This window comes from Microcoleus sp. AT8-B5 (assembly GCF_036705565.1).
Taxonomy (GTDB): domain Bacteria; phylum Cyanobacteriota; class Cyanobacteriia; order Cyanobacteriales; family Microcoleaceae; genus Microcoleus.
Genome location: NZ_JAUBUY010000066.1, coordinates 1 through 20901, shown reverse-complemented (window position 1 = coordinate 20901; position 20901 = coordinate 1). Strand labels below are relative to the sequence as shown.

Genomic DNA, 20901 nt, shown 5'->3' with positions numbered 1-20901 from the left:
TTGTAGGGGCGGGTTTCACCAACAATAATTGCCTAAAACCCATAATTTTCTAAACCCGCCCCCACCCAACAGTAAACCGCCATCTACCTCTTTCAAAATACAAGGGACGGATTTAGCTAATACAGCCTCTTCGGTGGTTCATGAAGTACACTATAAATATATTGTGTGGTGTTAATCTGTAGGGTGCGTATCTGCAAAATATTGGTCGATAAAACTTACAGATTGACGGGTGTATCCGCACCTTACACGGGCTAGAAAATTGTGTGTACCACATCTACATGGAATATGCTGTATCTATATTGTTACTGATATCTTGCGCCATTCTTAGGAACGAACGGGCAGGAGAGCCCGTTCCACAATACATCAATTTTCTTGCGGGTGAACCGGAGAAACCCCCCCTGAAAGACTTTCAGAACTCGGGAAAAACCTTTGAGTAATCCAAGCAGTTACAATATGAGAAAGCAATCCCATCGGCCCAGCAAAAAAACACAAAGCCAAAGAATGAACCGTCCAAACTCCTGTCCGCTGTCCTTCCAAATAAATCCAGCGCCCGACAAACAAGTCCATCACTAAAAAATGTATCCATCCCGTAGCCGCCGCCGTTTCCTCCCCCAGAAACTTAGCAATATCTGCTAACTTAGGATTCGACAAAGCAGCCGCATTTTCCGCCGTCAGACTGCTACCAAACAAATATATGTACAAAGCGGCGAGCATCGCAAACGGAATGAAGGAATTCATCACTTTTCGGGTAATTCCCCAGTTTGGTAATAAAATCATAATTGCCCAGAAAGGCACAACGAACAGATTACCGGCATTAAAAATTAGTTCGGGTGTCATAGTTGGCTCTTGGCTCCTGCGAAGGCAATGCAATTAAGGATGTTAAGATTACTTTACACAATTTTTGCTGAAATTTCTCAAAACCCGAAAAAAATATCATTCACAAATGAAATAGAATTGCTATAATTATCTAAAATTTCAAATCTCCCATCTAAAATCGATTAAGGCCGCACAGCCCATGACAACTTATAATAACTTTTCCGAGTGGTGCAAGCACAAAGAAAATATCTCTCCCGGCGTCAAACACACGGTAGAAATACTGTTGCAAATATCAGATACTTCAGAGTGCGATCGAGCTAACGAACTGCTTTCTAATACAACAGAACTTAACCTCAAAAATCTTCAAATTACCGATATCAGCCCCCTCTCATCTTTTACTCAACTTACTACTCTCATCCTCGGCAGTAATCAAATATCTGACATCGCTCCCCTGCAATCTTTAACTAATCTGAAAGCTCTGGTTATAGATGTCAATCAAATATCAGATATCAGTTCGCTTTCATCTCTAATAAATCTGACTATACTCGTTCTCGATACCAATCAAATCTCAGACATCAGTCCCCTAGCAGGTCTAACTAATCTTACCGCACTTGTCTTGTTTGACAACAAAATTTCCGACATCACTCCGGTGCAAAAGTTAACTAACTTAAATGCGCTGATTCTCTACAACAATCAAATTTCCGATCTCGCTCCTCTGGCAAATTTAACTGAACTCCAGACACTCTACCTTTATAATAATAAAATATCGGATATCACGCCGCTGGCTTCCTTAAAAAATCTCAAGACGCTGTTTCTGTTCGGAAATGAAATATCTGACATTACTCCGTTGAAATCTTTAACTAATTTAAATAAATTGGTTTTATTCCAAAATCAAATATCAGATATTAGTCCTTTGACATCGCTGACTAATTTAATTGAACTCAACCTCGGTAACAATCAAATATCAGACATCAGTCCGCTGAAATCGTTAACTAATTTGACTGAACTTTATTTGTTCAACAATCCGATTTCGGATAGCAGCGCGCTACAAGCTTTAAATAATTTATTTTTACTAGACTTGTACAACAATCAAATCTCGGATATCAGTTCCCTGCAATCTTTGCAAAAGTTGACTACGCTGGACTTGCGCGGCAATCCCATTGTTAATAAAATTTGCCCTGTCAATCCTGAATCTATCTGTCGGTTTTAATTAATTATTAAGACCGAGGCAAGATGGCAGTTTATAGAGTATAATGTTTAACGTCAATATCAGGAGAAAGTGATGAGCGGACACGATGCTTTGATGTTAGGATTGCTGCTGTTGCCAGGTTTGGCTTTGTCGATCGCAATTATGGGCGCTTTTGCCGCTGGTGGATAATCAGTTTTGGCAGCAGGGAGATTTTGTAAAAAGTAGTTTTTTCCTCGTTTTCCTCGTTCCCAGGAAGAGCCTGGGAACGCATTTCACTATTGCTCTGCCTCCTGTTTTTTTGCAAGCGAGGCAGAGCCTCTGGAGCTCGGTTCCCAGCCAGAGCCAGGGAACCAGTTAATTTTCCTTCTCCCTTCTCCCTTCTTCCTTCTTCCTTCTTCCTTCTTCCTTCTTCCTTCTTCCTTCTTCCTTCTTCCTTCTTTCTTCTTCCTTCGCTTACCAAAAAATCGGGTCTAAAGCCCCCTCCTTCTAGGACGGCTTTAATTCCCACAATGTGTGAATAATTGTTAAACATACAGATTTGCAAGTAAAAGTCTTTGTAGAATTGGTAGGCTATTCCAATGATAGTTTTAGAGTTTAAGTTAAAGGGCAAAACGGAGCAGTATCGGATCATCGACGACATGATTCGGACGGCTCAATTTGTCCGAAACAAAACTCTTAGGTATTGGATAGAAAATCAAGGAGTTAAGTTAGTAGACCTGTACAAACAATGCGCCATCATGGCAAAAGAGTTTGAATGGGCAGGCAAGCTTAATTCGATGGCACGTCAGGCTTCGGCAGAACGTGCCATTTTTGCTATCCAACGTTTCTTTGCTAATTGCAAAGCCAAGAAACCAGGGAAAAAGGGATACCCGCAGTTCAAGAAACATACTCGATCCGTTGAGTATAAAACTTCGGGTTGGGAATTTTCTACCGACAAAAGATGCTTGACACTTAAGGATGGTTTTGCTGCTGGAAGGTTTAAGTTAATCGGTAGTCGGGACTTGCATTTTTATGCACCCAGTGAGATAAAGCGAATCAGAATTGTGCGTCGTGCCGATGGCTACTACGCACAATTTTGTATCAATGCGGAACGAAAAGAGGAATTCGTTTCTACTGGTGAAATTATTGGAATAGACGTTGGACTAAACCATTTCTATACTGATAGCGATGGCGAAACAGTTGCCAACCCTCGATATCTCCGTAAAAGTGAAAAAGCTTTGAAGAGATTGCAGAAGCGAGTTTCTCGAAAAAAGAAAGGATCGGGTAATCGGAAGAAAGCGATCAACAAGTTAGGAAGAAAACATCTGAAGGTCAGTCGGCAGCGTAAAGACTTCGCCATAAAGACGGCGTTGTGCGCGGTAAAATCTAACGATTTTGTAGCCTACGAAGACCTTCATGTGCGGAATATGGTCAAAAATCACAAGCTTGCTAAATCTATTAGCGATGCAGCGTGGTCACAAACTTGATCATTATTTGGAGTATTTTGGAAGAGTGTACAGCAAAACAATAATTGCTGTGGCTCCTCAGTATACTTCTCAAACCTGTTCAAATTGTGGAAATCTTGTTAAGAAAACGCTGTCAACTCGAACCCACATTTGTGGTTGCGGTACGATATTGGATCGCGATCACAACGCCGCGAATAACATTTTGGCGAAAGGGTTGAAGCAGGCAGGAGTTGGCTTTAATTTAAATACGGTGGGGCACACCGAAATCAAAGCTTGGGGACAGACCGATCTCTACTCAATGGTGGCAGCAAAACAGAGATAAGTTCGACTGATTGATCCAAGAATCCCCGCGCCTTCAGGTCGGGGAGTGTCAAAAAAATTGTGCTGTCACATCGGAATTTACCAAAGTATTCGCGCACAAAATACCCGATGCTGCGACAGCGGGCACGCCAATTCCCGGCATGGTGCTGTCTCCCACGCGATACAAGCCTTTGACTGGTGTTTGCGGCCCGGGAAATGTGCCTTTTCCGGCGGCAATTGCAGGCCCGTAAGTTCCTTGATATCGATGCAAAAATCGGGCGTGGGTTAGCGGTGTGCCGATCGACTCTAAGACTATCCGCGATCGCAAATCCGGTATAATTTTTTCTAAAGCTTGAAACAGAGATTGCGATCGCTCTTGCTTTTTCTGCTGATACAATTCGCCATATTCCCAACCTTCGTAAGGTTCCAATGTATAAGCGTGAATGGCGTGATGTCCGGGCGGCGCCAGAGTTTCATCCCACACTGTAGGAATCGAAATCATGCAAGTATTTCCGGGTACTGTAATGTCAATCTTGCTGTCGTGAACGACGACGTGGTGGCCGGTCAAACCTTCGAGTCCTTCGGCTTTAATTCCTAAATGCAGGTGCATGAAACTGTCTACTGCTGGCATCGACAAAGCGTTTTTTCGGTAGCTTTTCGGCAAATCTTCAGGCCGCAGTAATTTTGTATAAGTATCCCAGATTGTGGCATTGGAAATGACAATTGGGGCGCGGATAATTTCGCCATTTTTCAAGCGAACGCCAGTGGTTTTGCCGGATTCAACTAATATTTGCTCGACGGGAGCTCCCAGGCGCAATTTTCCTCCCCAGCGCTGCAAGCCTCTGACTAAAGCATCGACGATCGCACCGCTGCCACCTACAGGATATTCGATCGCACAGCGCGATCGTTCGCCAATCATAAAAGCTATTTCCGGCGCGACAGTTCCGTGCGCTTTCAAACCAGACAGCAAAAAGCACTCCAAATCGATCAAACGCCGCACCCAAGGGTCACGCACGTCCCGATCCATCAAGGAACCTGCTGAACCCGCGATCGCACCTACTAGCGGCAACAGCTTCAGCAAAGCAGGCGAGTACCGAGACAGCAAAACAGGTATCAACTGCCAGTCGGATCTCAGCGCTAAAGCCGGAATTCCACGCAAAGCTTCATACAAAACTAATAAATTTTGTTGAAATTGCTGTAATTCTACAGCACCTTGCGGTGCGAATTTAGCTACAGCATCTAAGTAACTTCTCGCATCAGCATAAATCGGTAAACTTCCCTCTGGAAAATGGTAATGCCCCAGCGGATCGTAAGAAATTGCAGCGATCGATTCCTCCAAAACATCAAAAACTTGCCGCAAAGGATTGAACGAGCGGGAGTCAGTCAAACCGCAATAAAAAGAAGGCCCCGAATCAAAGTGAAATCCCCGGCGCGAAAAGCTGTGAGCTGCCCCGCCCGCTATGATGTGGCTCTCGCAGACGAGCACCTGCTTCCCGTAGCGAGCTAGCATCGAGCCTGCGACTAAGCCCCCAATACCGCTCCCAATTACGATCGCATCAAAGTCTTGCATTTATCAAATGTGGTATAATTGTATTATTTCTTGCTAAGTGTTGACCCGCCCAAAAACGGGTACCGTGCCACCTACGCTCCTGAGTGGAGATACTAAAATTTTAGACTCAAGTTCTGGTTCCCAGATTCACGGCGCTGCAAGTAAATCTCAAATCTAAAATCTCAAATCTCAAATCGACTGACAGGGTATTTTTATGGGAGGAAAACTATGAAAGCTTTATCTATTTTAGATGAAGTTGTTCGCGAATTAGAACAAGACGTGAATCTCTCGCGCATTAAAAAAATAATATTTTTTGCTTGTAAAGAGTTCTGGGAAAACGACCCTGCCCAACTCGCCAGCGCCGATGTAAGGATTTTAATCGAAGAACTGTGCGCCAAATACAGCCGGTTAGAAGATATTGAAGCAGTTTTAAATAGTATAGTCTCTAAGGTTAATAAAAAAACCGAGTATGCTTTAGTAGCCGACCTCATAGTCTGTCAACTTAGCAGGCTGTATGAATTTGAAGACTTCACCAAATTAGAAGTAAACATATCTAGTTTTGGCGGTCAGGAATCTCCCGCATTTGAAGAACACTTTAGTTCGGAAGTACCCAGCAGCGAAGAAAGGGCAAGAAACCCCGGCACTTTATTTGATGTGCGACAAAAAATTTTGCAGCAAACAAATCCGCTGAGGGCGAAAATCCTCATTTTTTCTACTCTTTATCACCAGTTTACTTTTAGCGATCGCGACTGGCTACTTCTGAAAACTCAAGAACTTGACAATCTACTGCGACAACTGTTTAATGTCTGTACCACCCTAGCCGAACTGGAATCTCAGTTGTACAGAACTGCTAGCAATCTCGACAACAGAGATGAAAACGACCAAGCAGCGAGCGTAATCATCAAAGCGATGAATCCTTGTTACGCAAAAATGCAACAGGAAGAACCCCATGAAGCCGAATCTTCGGCTAGTGAAGATTACGATCAGACACATTTAAACAACAGTGTTTATCAAGAGATCGAGCTGGTGGACAAAGGCAGCGATTATTTTGATCCAGGCGAGATTACCCACATCCTTCAAGCTGCTCCACCTCACTATCATTATGACCCTCAAAAGAGTTACTTAGTGCCGGACACGGCAGAAAATCTACCGTTTCAAGAACCAGAAACCAGCAATAATTATCCTACTGAGTTCAGACAGGAAATGGTAGAAACATTCCCAGTTGCAGAAATGCCGACTATTATCGAAATTTTAGAACCTGCTGCTCCTGTTATTATAAATATTAGCGATTCCATCAAACGCAAGTTGGGATTGGAAGAAGAAATGACAGAATTAGTCAGTCAAAGTGCTAACTCCGCCACAGCGCAAATAGAAAATATATTCACCCAGTTAGAATCAGCCTTAAATGGAAAGTTTTCAACCGGAAGTGCAGAGGATCGTTTGTACTGGAAATATAAAAATCTCAGAGAGTATGTAGGCAAAGTTCAGAAGTTTACCGATAAATTGCTGGAAATTTTGATTGAATTGGAGTCAAAAGAAAGCGGAAAAAATCTTTCTAAAATCCCAGAAAATATGGCAGACAATATTTCCGAAATCCCGCCGGAAAACTCTAGCCCTAAAGCAAATCAGTATCAGCTTCTGGAAATGGCAAAACAAGGCAAACCAAAGGCGATCGCCCAATTGATTAATCAATTGCTACAGCCTAAAGGAATTGCTGCTACAGTAGGATTTAAAGACGGTTGGCTCCATGTGATTCTGGAGTCTGCTGAAGTACCAAACCAACAGAGTACAGCTACATACATTCACAAAAAACTGTGTACTTTAAAATCAAAATATCTTACTCATGTGAAAATTCACGGGCGACAGTTAGGCAGCAAAACAGTTTCTTGGACTCAAGAATTTGTCAATCAAAATCATTAAATATCCCGACTTAAGTCAGGGGCTAGACAAACTAATTCCGCCTGCGCGAACAGAAGAATTTTAACAATTCTAGAAATAGCAGATTGTACCTAATTAACAACAAAAACAAATATGAATGCCAGCGAAATTTTAAGGCGATATACATCAGGAGAACTAGATTTTCAAGGTATGAATCTCAGAGGGGTATACCTGAGCGGTGCCGATTTAATTGGCGTCAATTTAAGTAATGCTGACCTCTGGGGTGCAAACTTAGCGATGTCGTACCTGAGCAGAATTAACCTTCAGCGCGCCAATTTAACTAATGCAAAGCTGTGCGGTGCTAACTTAAATCAAGCAAACTTGAGCGGAGCAAATTTGTCCGATGCAGACTTCCACGGAGCGACTTTGCAAGGTGCAGACTTTCGCAGAGCCAATATCTCTTTGGCAGTTTTTATTGATGCAAATTTGAGCGATGCAGATATGCGAGGTGTGAATTTGCAAGGTGCAGATTTGCGCGGGGCGTGCTTGCGGGGTGCAAATTTGCGGAAGGAGGTGCGGATTTTTGAGGGTGCAAATTTGCGGGGTGCAAATTTGCAAGGTGCCGATTTGCGGGGCGTCAATTTGCAAGGTGCCGATTTGACTAAAGCTAATCTCAGTCACGCGAATTTGACAGAAGCATCTCTGGGGGAAGCAAATCTGACTCAGGCGAATTTGAGCGAAGCTATTTTAGATGGCATATATTTGACTGAAGCAACTTTGGTAGAAACAAATTTTTCCTGGGCTGTAATGACAAATGCTAAGTTGGAAAGAGCTGTGTTAATTGATGCTGAATTTGCTGGCGCTAACTTGCGGGGTGCATTTCTTCCTGATGTTAAGTTGAGCAATGCTAATTTAGTTATGGCTGACTTGAGTCGAGCTAATTTAGTGAGGGCTGATTTAAGTCGAGCTAATTTGAATCAGGCAAATTTGAGTGAAGCTGATTTGACTGATGCTTACCTGGCTAGAACAGATTTGCGGGAGGCAATTTTGCACCGCACAACTTTGATTAGGGCAGATTTGAGCACTGCTAATTTAGCGGGGGCTCAGTGGCGCGGTACAATTATGCCGAATGGAGAAATGCACGGATAATTACTTGTACTAGCAATTTAACGCTCTCGGGAAAATAGTTAATTTAATAGTTAAGGAAATTTCATATAATTAAAAAAAATAGTGCAATGCTGTGTTAAATCCAGGAAAAATTTTACAAGAACGTTATCAATTGCAACAGCGTTTAGGGCGCACAGCGACCGGTCATCAAACTTGGCGAGCAGTAGATTTAGAGTTTCAAGAACAGGTGACACTAAAAATGTTAGCTTTTAGCCCGGAAATGCAGTGGGAAGAACTCAAGCTCTTTGAAAGAGAAGCACAAGTTTTGCAGGCGCTAAATCATCCCCGCATTCCTTGCTATCGAGATTATTTTTCCCTGGAGAGGGAAGCCGGATCGGGATTGCCTTGGTTTGGGTTAGTGCAAGATTATATTCCGGGGTTTTCGCTTCAGGAATTGTTAGAAAATGGTCAGCATTTTTCCGAAAAACAAGTACGAAAAATTGCCACTGAAGTTCTGGAAATTTTAATTTATTTGCATGAATTAAGTCCCCCGGTTTTGCACCGAGATATTAAGCCGAGTAATTTAATTTTGGGGGAAGATCAGCAGGTTTATCTAGTAGATTTTGGTGCGGTACAAGCTCAAGCGGCGGTGACAGGTGTAACGTTTACAGTGGTAGGAACGAGTGGCTATGCACCCTTAGAACAGTTTTGGGGGCGGGCGGTGGCGGCTTCGGATTTGTATGCTTTGGGAGCTACTTTAATTCATTTGTTAACGGGGGCGACTCCTGCGGATTTGCCACAGAAAGATTCTCGGATTCAGTTTAGCGATCGCGTGAGTGTCAATCCTACTTTGGTAAGCTGGATTGAGAAGATGACGGAAATCGGGTTAGAAAAGCGTTTCCCCCTGGCTAGAGAGGCTTTAGCCGCTTTGAAATCGGGCAACATACAAGGAGCTAATCTTCAAATTGCGACTGTTCGGAAAATTGCTAAACCGCCTCACAGTCTCATTCAAGTTAGCAAATCAGCGACGGAGTTACACATTAAAATTCCGGCTGTCTTAGTCAGAAAGCCTTTATTCTCTGCTTATCTAGGAACAGTAATGCTAATGATATTCATCCCGACAATTATCCCCTTTTTAACAGGAGAATTGAGCATAGGGGTAGTAATTTCGGTACTTATAATAGGTTTCTTAGTTAAGGTTATTTTTGAGATAAAGCAAGTTAAATTTAATCGCAAATTTTTTAAAATAACACATCAGGTATTGGGGTGTAAATACTTACAAGAAACAGGAGAAATATCAGAAATCTTGGGTGCTTTCATTCACAATAACTCTCTTTCGGGAAATCAAATCAAGATTCGTGCCGGTAACGATATGGGAACTTACTTTTATGTTGTAGCAAAAAATTTGAAAGAGGTTGAGGCGGCTTGGTTAGCGCAAGAAATTCAAGATTGGTTAAATTTAAGATAAATTTTTGTAGGGCGAAGCCTTGGTGATTAATTTTTTTTGTATAATAGACATCTCCCAACTCAAAATGGGTGACGCGCTCACTTATAGGGTGTCTAAAATACAACTTTAAAAGAGTTATGCTAAGGCTTTCAAGAAAAGACCCGAATTAAAGTCAGTATATGTTATTACCCGATCGCCCAAAAAACATTAAATTTTAATTCAATTTTCTCCCTTCACAGGCAAAACGATCGCAAACTCAGTGCCAATTCCCGGCTCGCCATTCACTTCGATGCTTCCGCCATGTTTCTCTACCGCAATCTGGTGGACAATTGCCAACCCCAATCCAGTTCCTTTTCCGACACCTTTCGTCGTGAACAAATGGTCGAATATCTGCTGTTTAATTTCCTCTTTGATTCCGGTGCCGTTATCAGCTATTTTAATTTTAATGTACCCTTCGCCAACTATATCAGTGCATATCGTGATGCGGTTGGGATTGGCGGTAATTTCGCTAAAAGTGCGTCCTATATTTGACTCTTCTAAGGCATCGATCGCATTGGCAAGGATGTTCATGAAAACTTGATTTAATTGACCGGGAAAACATTCTATTTTAGGGAGATTGCCGTATTTAGTGATAACTTCGATCTGCGGGCGGTGTTCGTTTGCTTTGAGGCGGTGTTTCAAAATTAAAATAGCGCTATCAATGCCTTCGTGAATATTAAAAGGAACTTTGTAGTCTTTGTCGCCTCGCGAGAAGGTACGCAAACTGTTGCTGATGCTGCAAATGCGTTCGCATCCGAGTTGCATTGAATCAATCATCTTTGGTAAATCTTCCAAAAGATAATCGATGTCTATCTCTTCGGCGTGGTCGGCAATTTCCGATGGCGAGGCCGCGGAGCGATACAATTCTAAGTGTTCGATTACATCTTCCAAACTCCTTTTACCTTCGCTTAAATTGCCAGAAATAAACCCAATCGGATTGTTGATTTCGTGGGCGACTCCGGCGACTAAATTGCCCAAAGCTGACATTTTCTCGCTTTGGACGATTTGCAGTTGTGCTTGCTGTAAATTTTTTAAAGTTTGTTCGAGCTGTTGATTTTGCTCTTGCAAAAGTTCTGCGGCTCGCTTGCGCTCGGTGGCATCCACGCCCAAACCGATAATCCCGATTGTCTCGCCCTGGGAATTTTTTAACTGCACTTTGGTGACTTCTAAATAGTGCAGTTTGCCGTCAACAAGTCTGAGAGTTTCGCTGGAGTAATGCGGCGAATCTTGGGCAAGGCAGGCCGCATCTGAAACCAGACAGTTCGCTGCATTCTCTCCGAGTATATCTTTGTAATGATCGACAGCTAAAAACTCGCTCAGGGGCACGCCCACATCTTCACAAAATGTCTTGTTGAAAAACTGTACTTTACCTCTAGGATTAACCATCCAAATCCAAATCGGAGCGACATCAAGAATTGCTTGCAGCATTTGTTTCTGCTCCGCAAGCTGAGCTTCGGTTCGGCTAATTTTTACTAGCGATCGCTCTAATTGTTGGTTATAATCCTGATATTTTTTATAGAGCAGAGCATTTTGCAAACAGATGGCTGCCTGGGAAGACAGGAGATTGAGAAGTTGCAGTCGATCGCGGGTAAAAACTTTTGCGGTTAAGCGATTTTCCAGATACAAAATGCCGACTAAGCTGCCTCGATCGAGAATCGGCCAACACAGCAGGCTCTGCGGTTGATATTTGAGGATGTAGGAGTCGGAATCCCAATCACGTTGTTGAGTGAGATCCCGAACAATCACAGGTTTCAATAAATTTTTAACGCAGTCAACAATTTTGAGGGGCAAGATATCGCTGTTGTCATCGAGTTTTGCGGATGATAAGTCGATCGCCCACTCGACTCCCGAATTGTCGAGCGTGCTGGTAGCCGCGATTTCCCATTGATTGCCGTTTGGTAAAATCAGCGCTCCTTTGTCAGCTCCTGTATTTTTCATCGCCAGTTGCATGAGTTTGGCAATCAGTCGATCGAGTTCTCTTTCACTAGAGAGCGCTTGACAAGCTTTGAGCAGTGTTGAAAAATTCCCGAAATCTGAGACACTCGCCGAAACAGACGGATGAATGGATGGATGAATGGATGGATGAATGGATGGATGAAGCGATTGATTTTGCCCAGCAGGTGTTGGAAAATTTGCTAATGAATTTGCAGGGAGTTTTGCCTGTTCTAAAATCGGTTTTAATAATTGAGGATAACGTTTTTCTAAGTCATCAATTTTTGCTCTGTCTCCCCAGCGGACATAGCAATCATAGGCATCTATCATGTAGATTCTGGCAATTTTTTCCCTTCCTAATGACAGGTAAAATTTAGCAGCGAGTTCGCAGGCAAGAGCTTCTTCATTGACATATTCGTTAGCTTTAGCTCCGGTAATAGCTCGATCGTACAATTCCATTGCTTCTGCTGTCTGTCCCAAAACGCCCAGCAATTCTGCCTCAACCAGATCGAACTTGTGTTGGTAATTGATCGGCGTATGGTGCGCGAATTCTTTGAGTTTTTTCTGACTAGCCCCAACGCGATCAAGGATTTGTTGGCGCTCCGCCGGTGGGGCCTCTGCATAGATTGCCAAATCTGCCAGCGCATCATAAAAGTCGTGCATCATCGTTACTAGCATCAAAACACAATTCCCAAGATAAGGTTTACCTCCATTTCCCCTGTCGATTGGCTGCGGATTACTGCTCTAATATATCCTGAATCCGTGGCCTCTTTTTGCTAAATTTTATACACCTCTATATAGCAGGTAACAGTCAAGATTAATTGAAAGATTGGAAGGTTTAATGTATTTGTAAATAACCGGTCTGCATTTCAGTCTGTCGAAAATTTTTCTTCTGTTTAGGACTATTTCTACCGATGCAATTAACGGTCGCTAATGCAACTTTTGGAGATTTGGGCAGCACCGCCTCTCGGAAATCCTCCGCCACAATAGCGTAGGTTTGAGAATTTTAGCGGCGGGTTGTCGGTCTTTCTCCCCCATGAATCGATCGATAGCCGATCGAGAATCTGTGTACGATTGCGCGATTGCGCGATCGAGCGATACCCCGGTATTACCCTAGTCAAATATACTCCATTTATTATTGTGTCCATATTGGCTGACCTCAACCCAGACATTAACTTGACAAAACTTGGTCTATCTATCTTAGGGCATAAACACCATAATTTTCGAGCTGTAGATCAAAAAATCAAATTATCTATTAAAAAATAATGTTTTATACTTGAGCGATCGCGATTAAAGCTGTTTACTTACGTATAAGTTTCTGCTCTTAATCTCAAAGGCGATTAAATAAACGCAAAATTCCGTATAAACACTGCCTTGTCATGTATTGAAAAATACACACCTTAATTAATTGAATTTAATATAGCTCGATCGCCCAAATTTCCGCAAAGCCGATCGAAAAGTTATTACCTTAAAAAGTCCAAATACAATCTATATATATTATAAAGAATCCGTCGTGAGAGCAGTGGCATTCCAGTCCCCCGAATTTATCTCGCGCAAGTCAATGCTTCAATTCTTTAATCTTTAATCTAAAATCGATTTACCGAAAGCATCCAGGATACAGGCCCCGAATTTATCTCGCGCAAGTCAATGCTAAAATCTAAAATCTAAAATCTAAAATCTAAAATTGATTGACTTTACCTACATTCCGACAGAGGTTAAAACCCCTGTCGGAATGTAGCTTCCAGAAAAGGAAACAGCGTTATTTGAGATTAGTAGTCTGTCGCTCTTTGGGCCTATCGTTGAGTTCAGTCAATATCTCGATTCACTTTCGAGCAAATATCGTCTGAGGCATCTTGAGCCTTCTATCTTGCATCTCGTGCTGCATCATTGATATTTTCTTGGCCGCCGGCGGTATTATATCTCAGAGACTCAGTACCCTCTGATACTCTTTCTTTTGCTCCCTCGGTGGCTTCTTTAACAATATCTTTTGCTCCCTTCAAGCCTTCGCGAGTGTTTTCTTTAAGATTAGCAAAGCCTTGTTTGGTTTTGTCGCCAAAGTCATCAGCTTTCTGCTGGGCGGTGCGAGCATCCTCCTTGATCTTTTCGCCAATTTGGTCGAGTTTTTCAGGCGCATCATCCGCTACCCGCCGCACATTTTCACCTACATTGTTGCTAGATTTCGTGTCAATGCGGCGCTGCGCTTGATCTTTGAGAAGCTGAGCTTTTGCTTCTGTTGTTGTCATCTTTTTGTTTCTAGGATCGACATCGCTGTAATCGTTCATGCCGCCTTTGAATTCGGACGTTACAGCGCCGCTCGGCACTTCTTCTCTAATTTGGTCGGCAGTTTTTCCTTTTCCTGTCATCACATCAGTTTTTCCTGCCATAATATCAGGGGCGCTGCTGCAGGCCGTACTCACAAATACTAAAATGCCAGCCAGAAAAACTGTTAAAATTTGTACAGCTCGAATTTTTTTCAGAAATGCAGTTAGTGTCTTCATAAAAATGCTCGGTAAGTGGGAAACAAGCGTGGCTTGAGCCCTGAGAAGGAAACGACGCGGCGGTTTCAACCGCTTTGAATCGCCTTTCGGGGTTGGAGAGGTATGGTTGCCCCTCCGATGGAGATATGGTTGTCTCCTTTCTCCCTTGCGGGGTAATGTTCGCCTCGACCTGGTTATAAAGGCTTGTTAGACCTGCAACACTGTTTCAGTGACTTTAAAACTGTTTAATTGCAGATGACAGAGCGGAAAACTGGCGTCGCATTCACCGGTGTCGTGACCTAAATAACGTCTCCGCCATGCGGGGGTCTGGTCAGAACAGCTTGCAATTTCTTACAAGCTCAGTGGCACTTAGCCCTGAGTTCCTGACAAAAATGCTCCTTTCTATTGTGAGATGCTCAAATGCCTGGTGGTTTTGTAGATGGCTAGCCTTACCAAATTAGGCACTTAAACACTTTTTTAAGTATACGAATAGAAACCGTAGCTTTTCATCTATCCCAAGTTACATTCCTCAAGTTATAGTAGGAGGAAGAAGGAAGAAGGAAGAAGGAAGAAGGAAGAAATAAGAAGGAAGAAGGCTCTTCAGCTTGGCGAGCGGAGAGAAATCACCAATCAGGAAGAAGGAATGAATAATCCTCAATCTTTTACCCATTATTAAAAGTCGCAGCACAGCCCACCGGAGAAGGCAAAGTCGTTTGCATACATAGCTGTTTGGTTCTCCATGCCTCCACTATGTTGAAATGTTGTGCGTGTTCGGCTCAAAAAAAACCTTCTAGTCAGGAACTAGAAGGAATGTGGTGTATTATCTCAAGTACAACAAGGTCTTTAATCGCAATTGTGATGGCACATCCCGATCGCACACATCTGTCTAATGGCTGAAAGTATTGTACAGTTACTAAGGATTTTGAATCGCTGTTTTTAGACTTTTGCAGAATTCGCCGATCGCCTCTAAGCCCTGTTCTGGAGTACCTTCTGCCAACCGTTTGACAAAAGCACTACCAACAATCGCAGCATCTGCACCCCATTCTTTCACTTGGCGAGCGTGTTCGGGTTGCGATATACCAAACCCGACCCCGATGGGTTTGTCGGTGACGGCGCGAAGTTCTTGCAGCAACTCTTTTGCTCTCGTTTCTAAGCCTTCGCGTACTCCCGTCACCCCCGTCACACTGACTAAGTAAATAAATCCTTGAGACTGACGAGCGATCGCTTCTATACGACTTTTGGGACTTGTCGGCGCAACTAATAATGTTAGTTCAATCCCTAATTTGTTGGCAGGTTGGATGAGACTGTCTGCTTCTTCTAAGGGCAAGTCTGGTACAACCAATCCCTGAACTCCAGCACTTTTGATTTGCTGCAAGAAGGTTTCTATACCTCGGTACAAAATCGGGTTGTAGTATGTGAAGAGAATGATGGGCGATCGCAAATTCGGACTAACTTTCGCTACCATTTCCAGCACCGAATCTAACCGCGTTCCCCGCTGTAGAGCCCTTGTAGCAGCGGCTTGAATCACCGGCCCGTCAGCTAGCGGGTCAGAATAGGGAACGCCAAGCTCGATCGCATCTGCACCATTGTCATCCAAAATTTGCAGTGCTTTAGCCGTTGTCTCCAAGTCTGGGTCGCCAGCAGTAATAAAAGGAATCAATGCACATTGGTGGTTCTTGCGTAACGTTTCAAAACAATTAGAAATAGTCATTAGTTATTAGTCATCAGTCATTGGTTGTTGGCAGTTGGTTGTTGGCAGTTGGTTGTTGGCAGTTGGTTGTTGGCAGTTGGCAGTTGGTTGTTGGCAGTTGGTATTAGAGCTAATAACAACTAATATCATGTCCGAGCGATTAACCATAATAGCCCGGTCGGGGCGGGTTTTTGAGATTGTCAATTATGGGCGGTATTGTTTGTGAACCCGCCCCTACAAAAATCGCGATCGCTCGACCGGACATGATATAACAACTAACCACTGACAACTAACAACTAACCACTGACAATTGACAACTAACCACTGACTAACTATCTTTTTCCTGCTCAATTTCGGCTTGAAGTTTGGCTAATTCTTCAGGAGTGAGTGCATCCAGTTGCTTCTGCAAGACAGCTTCTTTGTAGTCTTGCAATTGCTGGCTGTAGGTCATATTTTGAGTCAGTGCTCGAAATAAATAAGTCACCAGCCAGCCAATCAAGCCAGCAACCAAAAACAACTGACTCCAAATCCCGGCATTCATACTGTCGAGTCCGGCAAATTGCAGTAGCAAGTAGACAAACCCACCTGCTACAAAAAAGCCGACACTGATTCCAATTACGTCAATACGTCGCATTTAGGCTTCTATCTGTCGCCGTTTGGGCCGAAAATTCAAAAATGGAGCTAGGAGAAACATACCTGGGAAGAAGAAGAACATCAAGAAGTACATGAAGCCCCGCTCAAAAGAGGTAGCGACGTACCAGCGGCTGTTCAGGTAAGCGTAGGTGGCCGCGGGTACTACCAGGAGGTAGGCTCCTGCCAAGACGGCGTAAAGCAGTAAGGTAATATACATAGATTTGCTTTAGGGGAATAATAACACCGGTAAGTCAGTTGACACGCTCCGTTAGCTGGTTAACTATTGTACCGCTTGCGGAGATCCAGCGCGACTTTTGGGAATTTTTTGATTAGGGGTTGCGTAAATCGGGGTTTTGCCTGTAGAATAAAAGGCTGTTGCTGTTAATCGCTCAAAACCACAGCAGCTTGACCAAAGGGGGGCGTGGCGGAATGGTAGACGCTACGGACTTAAAATCCGTTGACCCGAAACGGTCGTGTGGGTTCAAGTCCCTCCGCCCCCATCCATTTCAATCGTTAGTGATTCAACGGTTTCAGATTTCTTGTCACCAAGAGTTCTGTTTTCCGCTCAATTTTCGCGCTAATGGTTTTTTACTAAGTCCAAAAGCGCCTCTATATCTGCCCAGTTCGCCCCGACTTTTTACGTCGGGCTGTCAACTGGTTGAGCAAATCGGCTGGTTTGGGAAATTGGGCGGCTGTCGGAGCTGAGTTTAAATAGTCGAATAACAAATTATGTGCCGTCGTTAACACATTAATGTCCTCAAAATAGACAATATCTAGCTTCAAGTTTGAGATGAGGCGGGGAGTGCGATCGCAAACTCTGCTCCCCCTCCCAAAGATGAAATTACCTCTATTTTTCCCCGATGTTTTTCCACAATTTGGTAGCAAATTGCGAGTCCGATACCAGTGCCTTTTCCTGGTTCTTTAGTTGTAAAAAATGGGTCAAATAGCTTGTTTTGGATTGCGGATGGAATGCCAGGGCCGTTATCGCAAATTCGCACCAGAATTTGGCTACTGTCCAACTTTTGCGTCTGAATTAAAATCTGAGGATTTTTCCCTTTTTTAGAGTCATGGGATGATTGTTCTAGTGCATCTATCGCATTTGCTATAATATTCATAAATACTTGATTTAGCTGCGCTGGATAACACTCTACTTCTGGCAAGTCTCCATAGTTTTTGACAACTTCAATTCCCTGCTTGAGCCGACTGTTCAAAATCAACAGTGTATTGTCAATGCCTTCATGAATATCAACTAATTTCATTTGAGATTCATCTAAGCGAGAGAAATTTCGCAAAGACAAAACTATTTGCCGGATGCGTTCTGAACCTATTTTCATAGATTCAAGAAGTTTTAGTAAATCTTCTGTGATAAATTCTAGTTCTATTTCTGCGATTTCTTCTGCGATCGCCTCTGTGGGTTGCGGGTATTCCTGCTGATATAGACGAAGTAAATGCAGCAAGTTTATAATATACTCGTTGGCATATTCTAGGTTGCCGTGAATAAAGTTAATAGGGTTGTTGATTTCATGGGCTACCCCTGCCACCATCTGCCCTAAACTCGACATTTTTTCGGTTTGGATTAACTGGGTTTGGGTGTGTTTTAGTTGGTGAAGCGCTGCTGTAAGCTCTTCTGTTCTTTCTTCTACTCGCTCTTCCAAAGTTTGGCGAGCCAGCTCTAATTCATGGGTGTATTCTGCTACCCATTGAACTAATTGATTGATGGATTTTGCTAAGGTTCCCACTTCATCTTCTGTGGTGACAGGCGCTTGCAAATCAAAGTTTGCTTGTTGAGTAATAGTTTTAGCCACGCTGGTTACAGCTTGGATAGGGATGGCGATCGCGCGACTGGTACAAATGGCTAGAAAAGTAGCGATCACAACTGAAACTAACATACTCACTACGATGATTTGCACTCGCAATTTCTCAGCTCTCTTAAAATTAACAGAAGCTTGTCTCTGCTGTGCCTTAGCTACTTCTGTCATCAAGCTTAAACTCTCTGACAGTCGCTCAAACTTAACATCGAGCTTAACAGCTCTATCCCCTCTGATTAAATCCAATACTTGCTGCTGCGCCTGTTTAACGTCCTCTAGTTTTAGTGAGGAGGGAGCTATTTCTTGCCAAAAAGATTTGAGCAATTTAGAATACGAATCTGTCGCAGTTGTGTAACCGTCTAATAATTCCTTTAATTCAGCATAATTTACTGCTAATTCTTCCGAGTATTCTTCACTAAAAGTGTCTATTTCTGCAATATTTTTTTTAACTGCCTTAACATCTTTCGAGAACTTAGCAGTTTCATATTCAAACCAGATTGAATCTCCCAAGATAGATATTAGTCGTTTGGGATGTGACTGGACTACCTGCACGGAATATTCTAAATCCCTGAGCAAATCTTGTTGATCGTCGGCGAAGGTTAAAGCTTTGAAAGCTTGCTTTTGGTAATAGTCTCCACAGATCATTCCCCCTGTGGTTCCTAGTACGGCTATTCCAATTGCTAGGGAGTAGCCATAATTAATTTTTTGGGCAATGCTCAAACGAGAAATGAAACGGTTAATTGCAATGAAGGGAGTTTTTTTGAGATAATTTTTAATTTCGCGAGATCCTTCACTGACAGGGACATTATTTTTACCTCTATTTAGGATAAGGTTTTTGAACCTCACAGCCCTATTCTCTCCCTGTTCAAACTTTTGCATACTGGCAACCTGAGCTAAATTTTAACAACTTTATCAATTAGTAAATGCACGTAAATAAACTTTCTGATTCCTAGTACCAAATCTTCTCTATAGTTTATGGATTAAGGGCTAACGCCCTACTACAAAGTCGGCATTAGATAAAACTTAACCTTACAAAACATTCCCCTGACCAATAGCTTTATAAACTTCACGAATCATGTTATAATCACTGTCGTTTGCTGGGACCAGTTTAGCTCCTTGATACTTATCATTATCTTTCCCAACTAAAATTGCTTCAATTAGCTTATCTTGATTTTCGACCAGGCGATCGCGAATTTCTTCAACAAGAGTATTAGGCAGATTACTACTAGCAACAAACAAATCATTAGGTAAGGGTTGCCCTGTGGCAATAATCCGAAAATCCTTGGTTGATAAACTGTCTGTTTTGAGTAAATCTTTGTATCTATTCACACCAATTGCTAAGGCATCAACTTGGTCTTTTTTGAGAGCCTGCAAACCCTTGATTCCCAACATTGAGATTTTGAAGTCGGATTGGGGATTTAAGCCAGCATCCAGGAGAATTTTAATCGGGCTTAGATGACCACCAGTTGCACCTATTTCCCACATAGCTATTGTTTTACCTTTCAATTGTGCTGCGGACTTAATTTCGCTATTGGCACGAACAAGAATAATTGAGTGATAGTCGGGGCGGGTGATGGCAATGATGGGAACAGCATTTGTCCGGGCCCGCATAATCACATATTCAGATGGCCCTGTTAGAGCTAGTTTTAGCTGACCAGACTGGAGAGCTACTGCTGCTTCTATATAGTTATCGACAGGGAACAATTCAATTTTTTTCTCCAAAACTTCCCCAAGAACACTGCGAAAGGTTTGATAATTTTGCTGCAAATCTTCTGCACCATGAACATCAGTCACAGCAAATTCAAGGGTTTCAGGTTCACTTACGGCCAAACTGGAAGAAGTGCGATTAGATTGATTTACTGTTGTAGAACAGCTTGCTACAAACAATAGGGATAACCCAACAAAATGCCGCCGCTTCATAATTTTTAGGAGTTTGAGTGGCAGTTGAAAATTGCATAACTATTATAAGCTATTTGGAAGAAACTTTCATTAAAATAGATTATCCGTTGGTTAAGCTTCAGTCAAGTGTTGTGGCAAAATTATTAAGAAAATTTTTATCGAGGGGTTTTATGGTTGCGAGTATCAGGCTGCGGATCTTGTAAACTTAACTCATGAAACGCTGCCAGCTTTAACTCAGGAGCGCTAATTAAATAACTTACAATTTTAATTGTTATTGTGGGATGGGCGTCCCGCCCATCATGAGTGGACGGGCGGGACGCCCATCCCACTTTCAAGAGTGGAAGTTATTTAATTCTCATTCCTCACAGGAATTGCCAACGCCGTCAGCAACTTTACCGCCGCCGTAACAAAACCAAGTTTTTTTGCAAGGCACTCCCCCATTATTGCCTAATTTAATGATTGCTGTCTTTTTTAGCTCAATCAGAGGTATTAAGATAGAGAGTGCATCGCCTTCTCTCTCCTATTATGCCCCGATCCGAAATACTTCTTGCATGGCTTGAATATAATGGGGGCGACAGTGCCGATAGCCGGAATAATCTAAAGCGTTGACACTAACGGGACTTAAACATAAAATACGATAAAAATAGGTTATAATGCTTACATAGCAAGCATATAACGTTAAAAAATGACCC

14 protein-coding genes, 1 tRNA gene and 2 pseudogenes are annotated in these 20901 nt (G+C 42.7%); 6 read left to right on the top strand and 11 right to left on the bottom strand.

What is annotated here, in order from left to right; translation table 11 throughout:
• Positions 1 to 363: 363 nt before the first annotated feature.
• The gene (locus QUB39_RS27650; RefSeq protein WP_333057553.1) at positions 364 to 837 is read right to left on the bottom strand and encodes an ABA4-like family protein; all 474 of its coding nucleotides are present in this window, start codon (positions 835 to 837) and stop codon (positions 364 to 366) included.
• Between the two features lie 178 nt (positions 838 to 1015).
• On the opposite strand from QUB39_RS27650, the gene QUB39_RS27645 reads away from it, so the two are divergent.
• Positions 1016 to 2026, top strand: a complete 1011-nt coding sequence (locus QUB39_RS27645) for a leucine-rich repeat domain-containing protein (RefSeq protein WP_333485205.1) — start codon at positions 1016 to 1018, stop codon at positions 2024 to 2026.
• A gap of 139 nt (positions 2027 to 2165) precedes the next feature.
• Here QUB39_RS27645 and QUB39_RS27640 read toward each other — a convergent pair whose 3' ends face one another.
• Positions 2166 to 2537 (bottom strand): hypothetical protein, encoded by a 372-nt coding sequence (locus tag QUB39_RS27640; RefSeq protein WP_333485204.1) that lies wholly within the window; start codon positions 2535 to 2537, stop codon positions 2166 to 2168.
• Between the two features lie 46 nt (positions 2538 to 2583).
• Between QUB39_RS27640 and QUB39_RS27635 the strand changes: the two are divergent.
• Positions 2584 to 3772 (top strand): annotated as a pseudogene (locus tag QUB39_RS27635) (RNA-guided endonuclease InsQ/TnpB family protein).
• A 48-nt stretch (positions 3773 to 3820) separates the two neighbouring features.
• Here QUB39_RS27635 and QUB39_RS27630 read toward each other — a convergent pair.
• Positions 3821 to 5320 carry an NAD(P)/FAD-dependent oxidoreductase gene (locus tag QUB39_RS27630; RefSeq protein ID WP_333056358.1) on the bottom strand — a complete coding sequence of 500 codons (1500 nt, stop codon included), beginning with the start codon at positions 5318 to 5320 and terminating at the stop codon, positions 3821 to 3823.
• A gap of 207 nt (positions 5321 to 5527) precedes the next feature.
• Here QUB39_RS27630 and QUB39_RS27625 point away from each other — a divergent pair, with 207 nt between their 5' ends.
• The 3 genes from QUB39_RS27625 (at position 5528) to QUB39_RS27615 (ending at position 9752) form a co-directional block, all read left to right on the top strand.
• Positions 5528 to 7219, top strand: coding sequence for a hypothetical protein (locus QUB39_RS27625; RefSeq protein ID WP_333211272.1), 1692 nt, complete (start codon positions 5528 to 5530; stop codon positions 7217 to 7219).
• A gap of 111 nt (positions 7220 to 7330) precedes the next feature.
• Complete coding sequence (locus QUB39_RS27620) at positions 7331 to 8326, top strand: pentapeptide repeat-containing protein (protein ID WP_333056353.1); 996 nt, start codon at positions 7331 to 7333, stop codon at positions 8324 to 8326.
• Positions 8327 to 8417: 91 nt separating this feature from the next.
• A complete protein-coding gene (locus QUB39_RS27615; RefSeq protein ID WP_333211270.1) occupies positions 8418 to 9752 on the top strand; it encodes a serine/threonine-protein kinase in 1335 nt (444 codons plus the stop codon).
• Positions 9753 to 9950: 198 nt separating this feature from the next.
• Here the strand turns inward: QUB39_RS27615 and QUB39_RS27610 are convergent, their stop codons facing one another.
• The 5 genes from QUB39_RS27610 to ndhL form a co-directional block, all read right to left on the bottom strand.
• Positions 9951 to 12380 carry an ATP-binding protein gene (locus QUB39_RS27610; protein WP_333211328.1) on the bottom strand — a complete coding sequence of 810 codons (2430 nt, stop codon included), beginning with the start codon at positions 12378 to 12380 and terminating at the stop codon, positions 9951 to 9953.
• Positions 12381 to 13564: 1184 nt separating this feature from the next.
• Positions 13565 to 14200: a DUF6658 family protein gene (locus QUB39_RS27605; protein ID WP_333056350.1), complete on the bottom strand. Its 636-nt coding sequence runs from the start codon at positions 14198 to 14200 to the stop codon at positions 13565 to 13567.
• A gap of 892 nt (positions 14201 to 15092) precedes the next feature.
• Positions 15093 to 15890 carry a tryptophan synthase subunit alpha gene (gene trpA, locus QUB39_RS27600; RefSeq protein ID WP_333211268.1) on the bottom strand — a complete coding sequence of 266 codons (798 nt, stop codon included), beginning with the start codon at positions 15888 to 15890 and terminating at the stop codon, positions 15093 to 15095.
• A 307-nt stretch (positions 15891 to 16197) separates the two neighbouring features.
• Positions 16198 to 16503 (bottom strand): DUF3007 family protein, encoded by a 306-nt coding sequence (locus tag QUB39_RS27595; protein WP_333056347.1) that lies wholly within the window; start codon positions 16501 to 16503, stop codon positions 16198 to 16200.
• Complete coding sequence (ndhL, locus tag QUB39_RS27590; protein ID WP_193972727.1) at positions 16504 to 16719, bottom strand: NAD(P)H-quinone oxidoreductase subunit L; 216 nt, start codon at positions 16717 to 16719, stop codon at positions 16504 to 16506.
• A 198-nt stretch (positions 16720 to 16917) separates the two neighbouring features.
• Between ndhL and QUB39_RS27585 the strand changes: the two genes are divergently transcribed.
• Positions 16918 to 17002, top strand: a tRNA-Leu gene (locus tag QUB39_RS27585).
• Between the two features lie 279 nt (positions 17003 to 17281).
• Here QUB39_RS27585 and QUB39_RS27580 read toward each other — a convergent pair.
• The 3 genes and pseudogenes from QUB39_RS27580 to QUB39_RS27570 form a co-directional block, all read right to left on the bottom strand.
• Positions 17282 to 19189, bottom strand: coding sequence for an ATP-binding protein (locus QUB39_RS27580; protein ID WP_333056346.1), 1908 nt, complete (start codon positions 19187 to 19189; stop codon positions 17282 to 17284).
• 150 nt (positions 19190 to 19339) lie between these two features.
• The gene (phnD, locus tag QUB39_RS27575; protein ID WP_333056345.1) at positions 19340 to 20230 is read right to left on the bottom strand and encodes a phosphate/phosphite/phosphonate ABC transporter substrate-binding protein; all 891 of its coding nucleotides are present in this window, start codon (positions 20228 to 20230) and stop codon (positions 19340 to 19342) included.
• Positions 20231 to 20564: 334 nt separating this feature from the next.
• A pseudogene (locus tag QUB39_RS27570) lies at positions 20565 to 20708 on the bottom strand (7-cyano-7-deazaguanine synthase); the annotation flags it as partial.
• Between the last annotated feature and the right edge of the window lie 193 nt (positions 20709 to 20901).

What these genes read in the sequence shown, in the direction of transcription:
- QUB39_RS27650 (WP_333057553.1), bottom strand. Translation starts at nt 837, where the DNA reads ATGACACCCGAACTAATTTTTAATGCCGGTAATCTGTTCGTTGTGCCT.
- QUB39_RS27645 (WP_333485205.1), top strand. Translation starts at nt 1,016, where the DNA reads ATGACAACTTATAATAACTTTTCCGAGTGGTGCAAGCACAAAGAAAAT.
- QUB39_RS27640 (WP_333485204.1), bottom strand. Translation starts at nt 2,537, where the DNA reads ATGTTTAACAATTATTCACACATTGTGGGAATTAAAGCCGTCCTAGAA.
- QUB39_RS27630 (WP_333056358.1), bottom strand. Translation starts at nt 5,320, where the DNA reads ATGCAAGACTTTGATGCGATCGTAATTGGGAGCGGTATTGGGGGCTTA.
- QUB39_RS27625 (WP_333211272.1), top strand. Translation starts at nt 5,528, where the DNA reads ATGAAAGCTTTATCTATTTTAGATGAAGTTGTTCGCGAATTAGAACAA.
- QUB39_RS27620 (WP_333056353.1), top strand. Translation starts at nt 7,331, where the DNA reads ATGAATGCCAGCGAAATTTTAAGGCGATATACATCAGGAGAACTAGAT.
- QUB39_RS27610 (WP_333211328.1), bottom strand. Translation starts at nt 12,380, where the DNA reads ATGCTAGTAACGATGATGCACGACTTTTATGATGCGCTGGCAGATTTG.
- QUB39_RS27605 (WP_333056350.1), bottom strand. Translation starts at nt 14,200, where the DNA reads ATGAAGACACTAACTGCATTTCTGAAAAAAATTCGAGCTGTACAAATT.
- trpA (WP_333211268.1), bottom strand. Translation starts at nt 15,890, where the DNA reads ATGACTATTTCTAATTGTTTTGAAACGTTACGCAAGAACCACCAATGT.
- QUB39_RS27595 (WP_333056347.1), bottom strand. Translation starts at nt 16,503, where the DNA reads ATGCGACGTATTGACGTAATTGGAATCAGTGTCGGCTTTTTTGTAGCA.
- ndhL (WP_193972727.1), bottom strand. Translation starts at nt 16,719, where the DNA reads ATGTATATTACCTTACTGCTTTACGCCGTCTTGGCAGGAGCCTACCTC.
- QUB39_RS27580 (WP_333056346.1), bottom strand. Translation starts at nt 19,189, where the DNA reads ATGCAAAAGTTTGAACAGGGAGAGAATAGGGCTGTGAGGTTCAAAAAC.
- phnD (WP_333056345.1), bottom strand. Translation starts at nt 20,230, where the DNA reads ATGAAGCGGCGGCATTTTGTTGGGTTATCCCTATTGTTTGTAGCAAGC.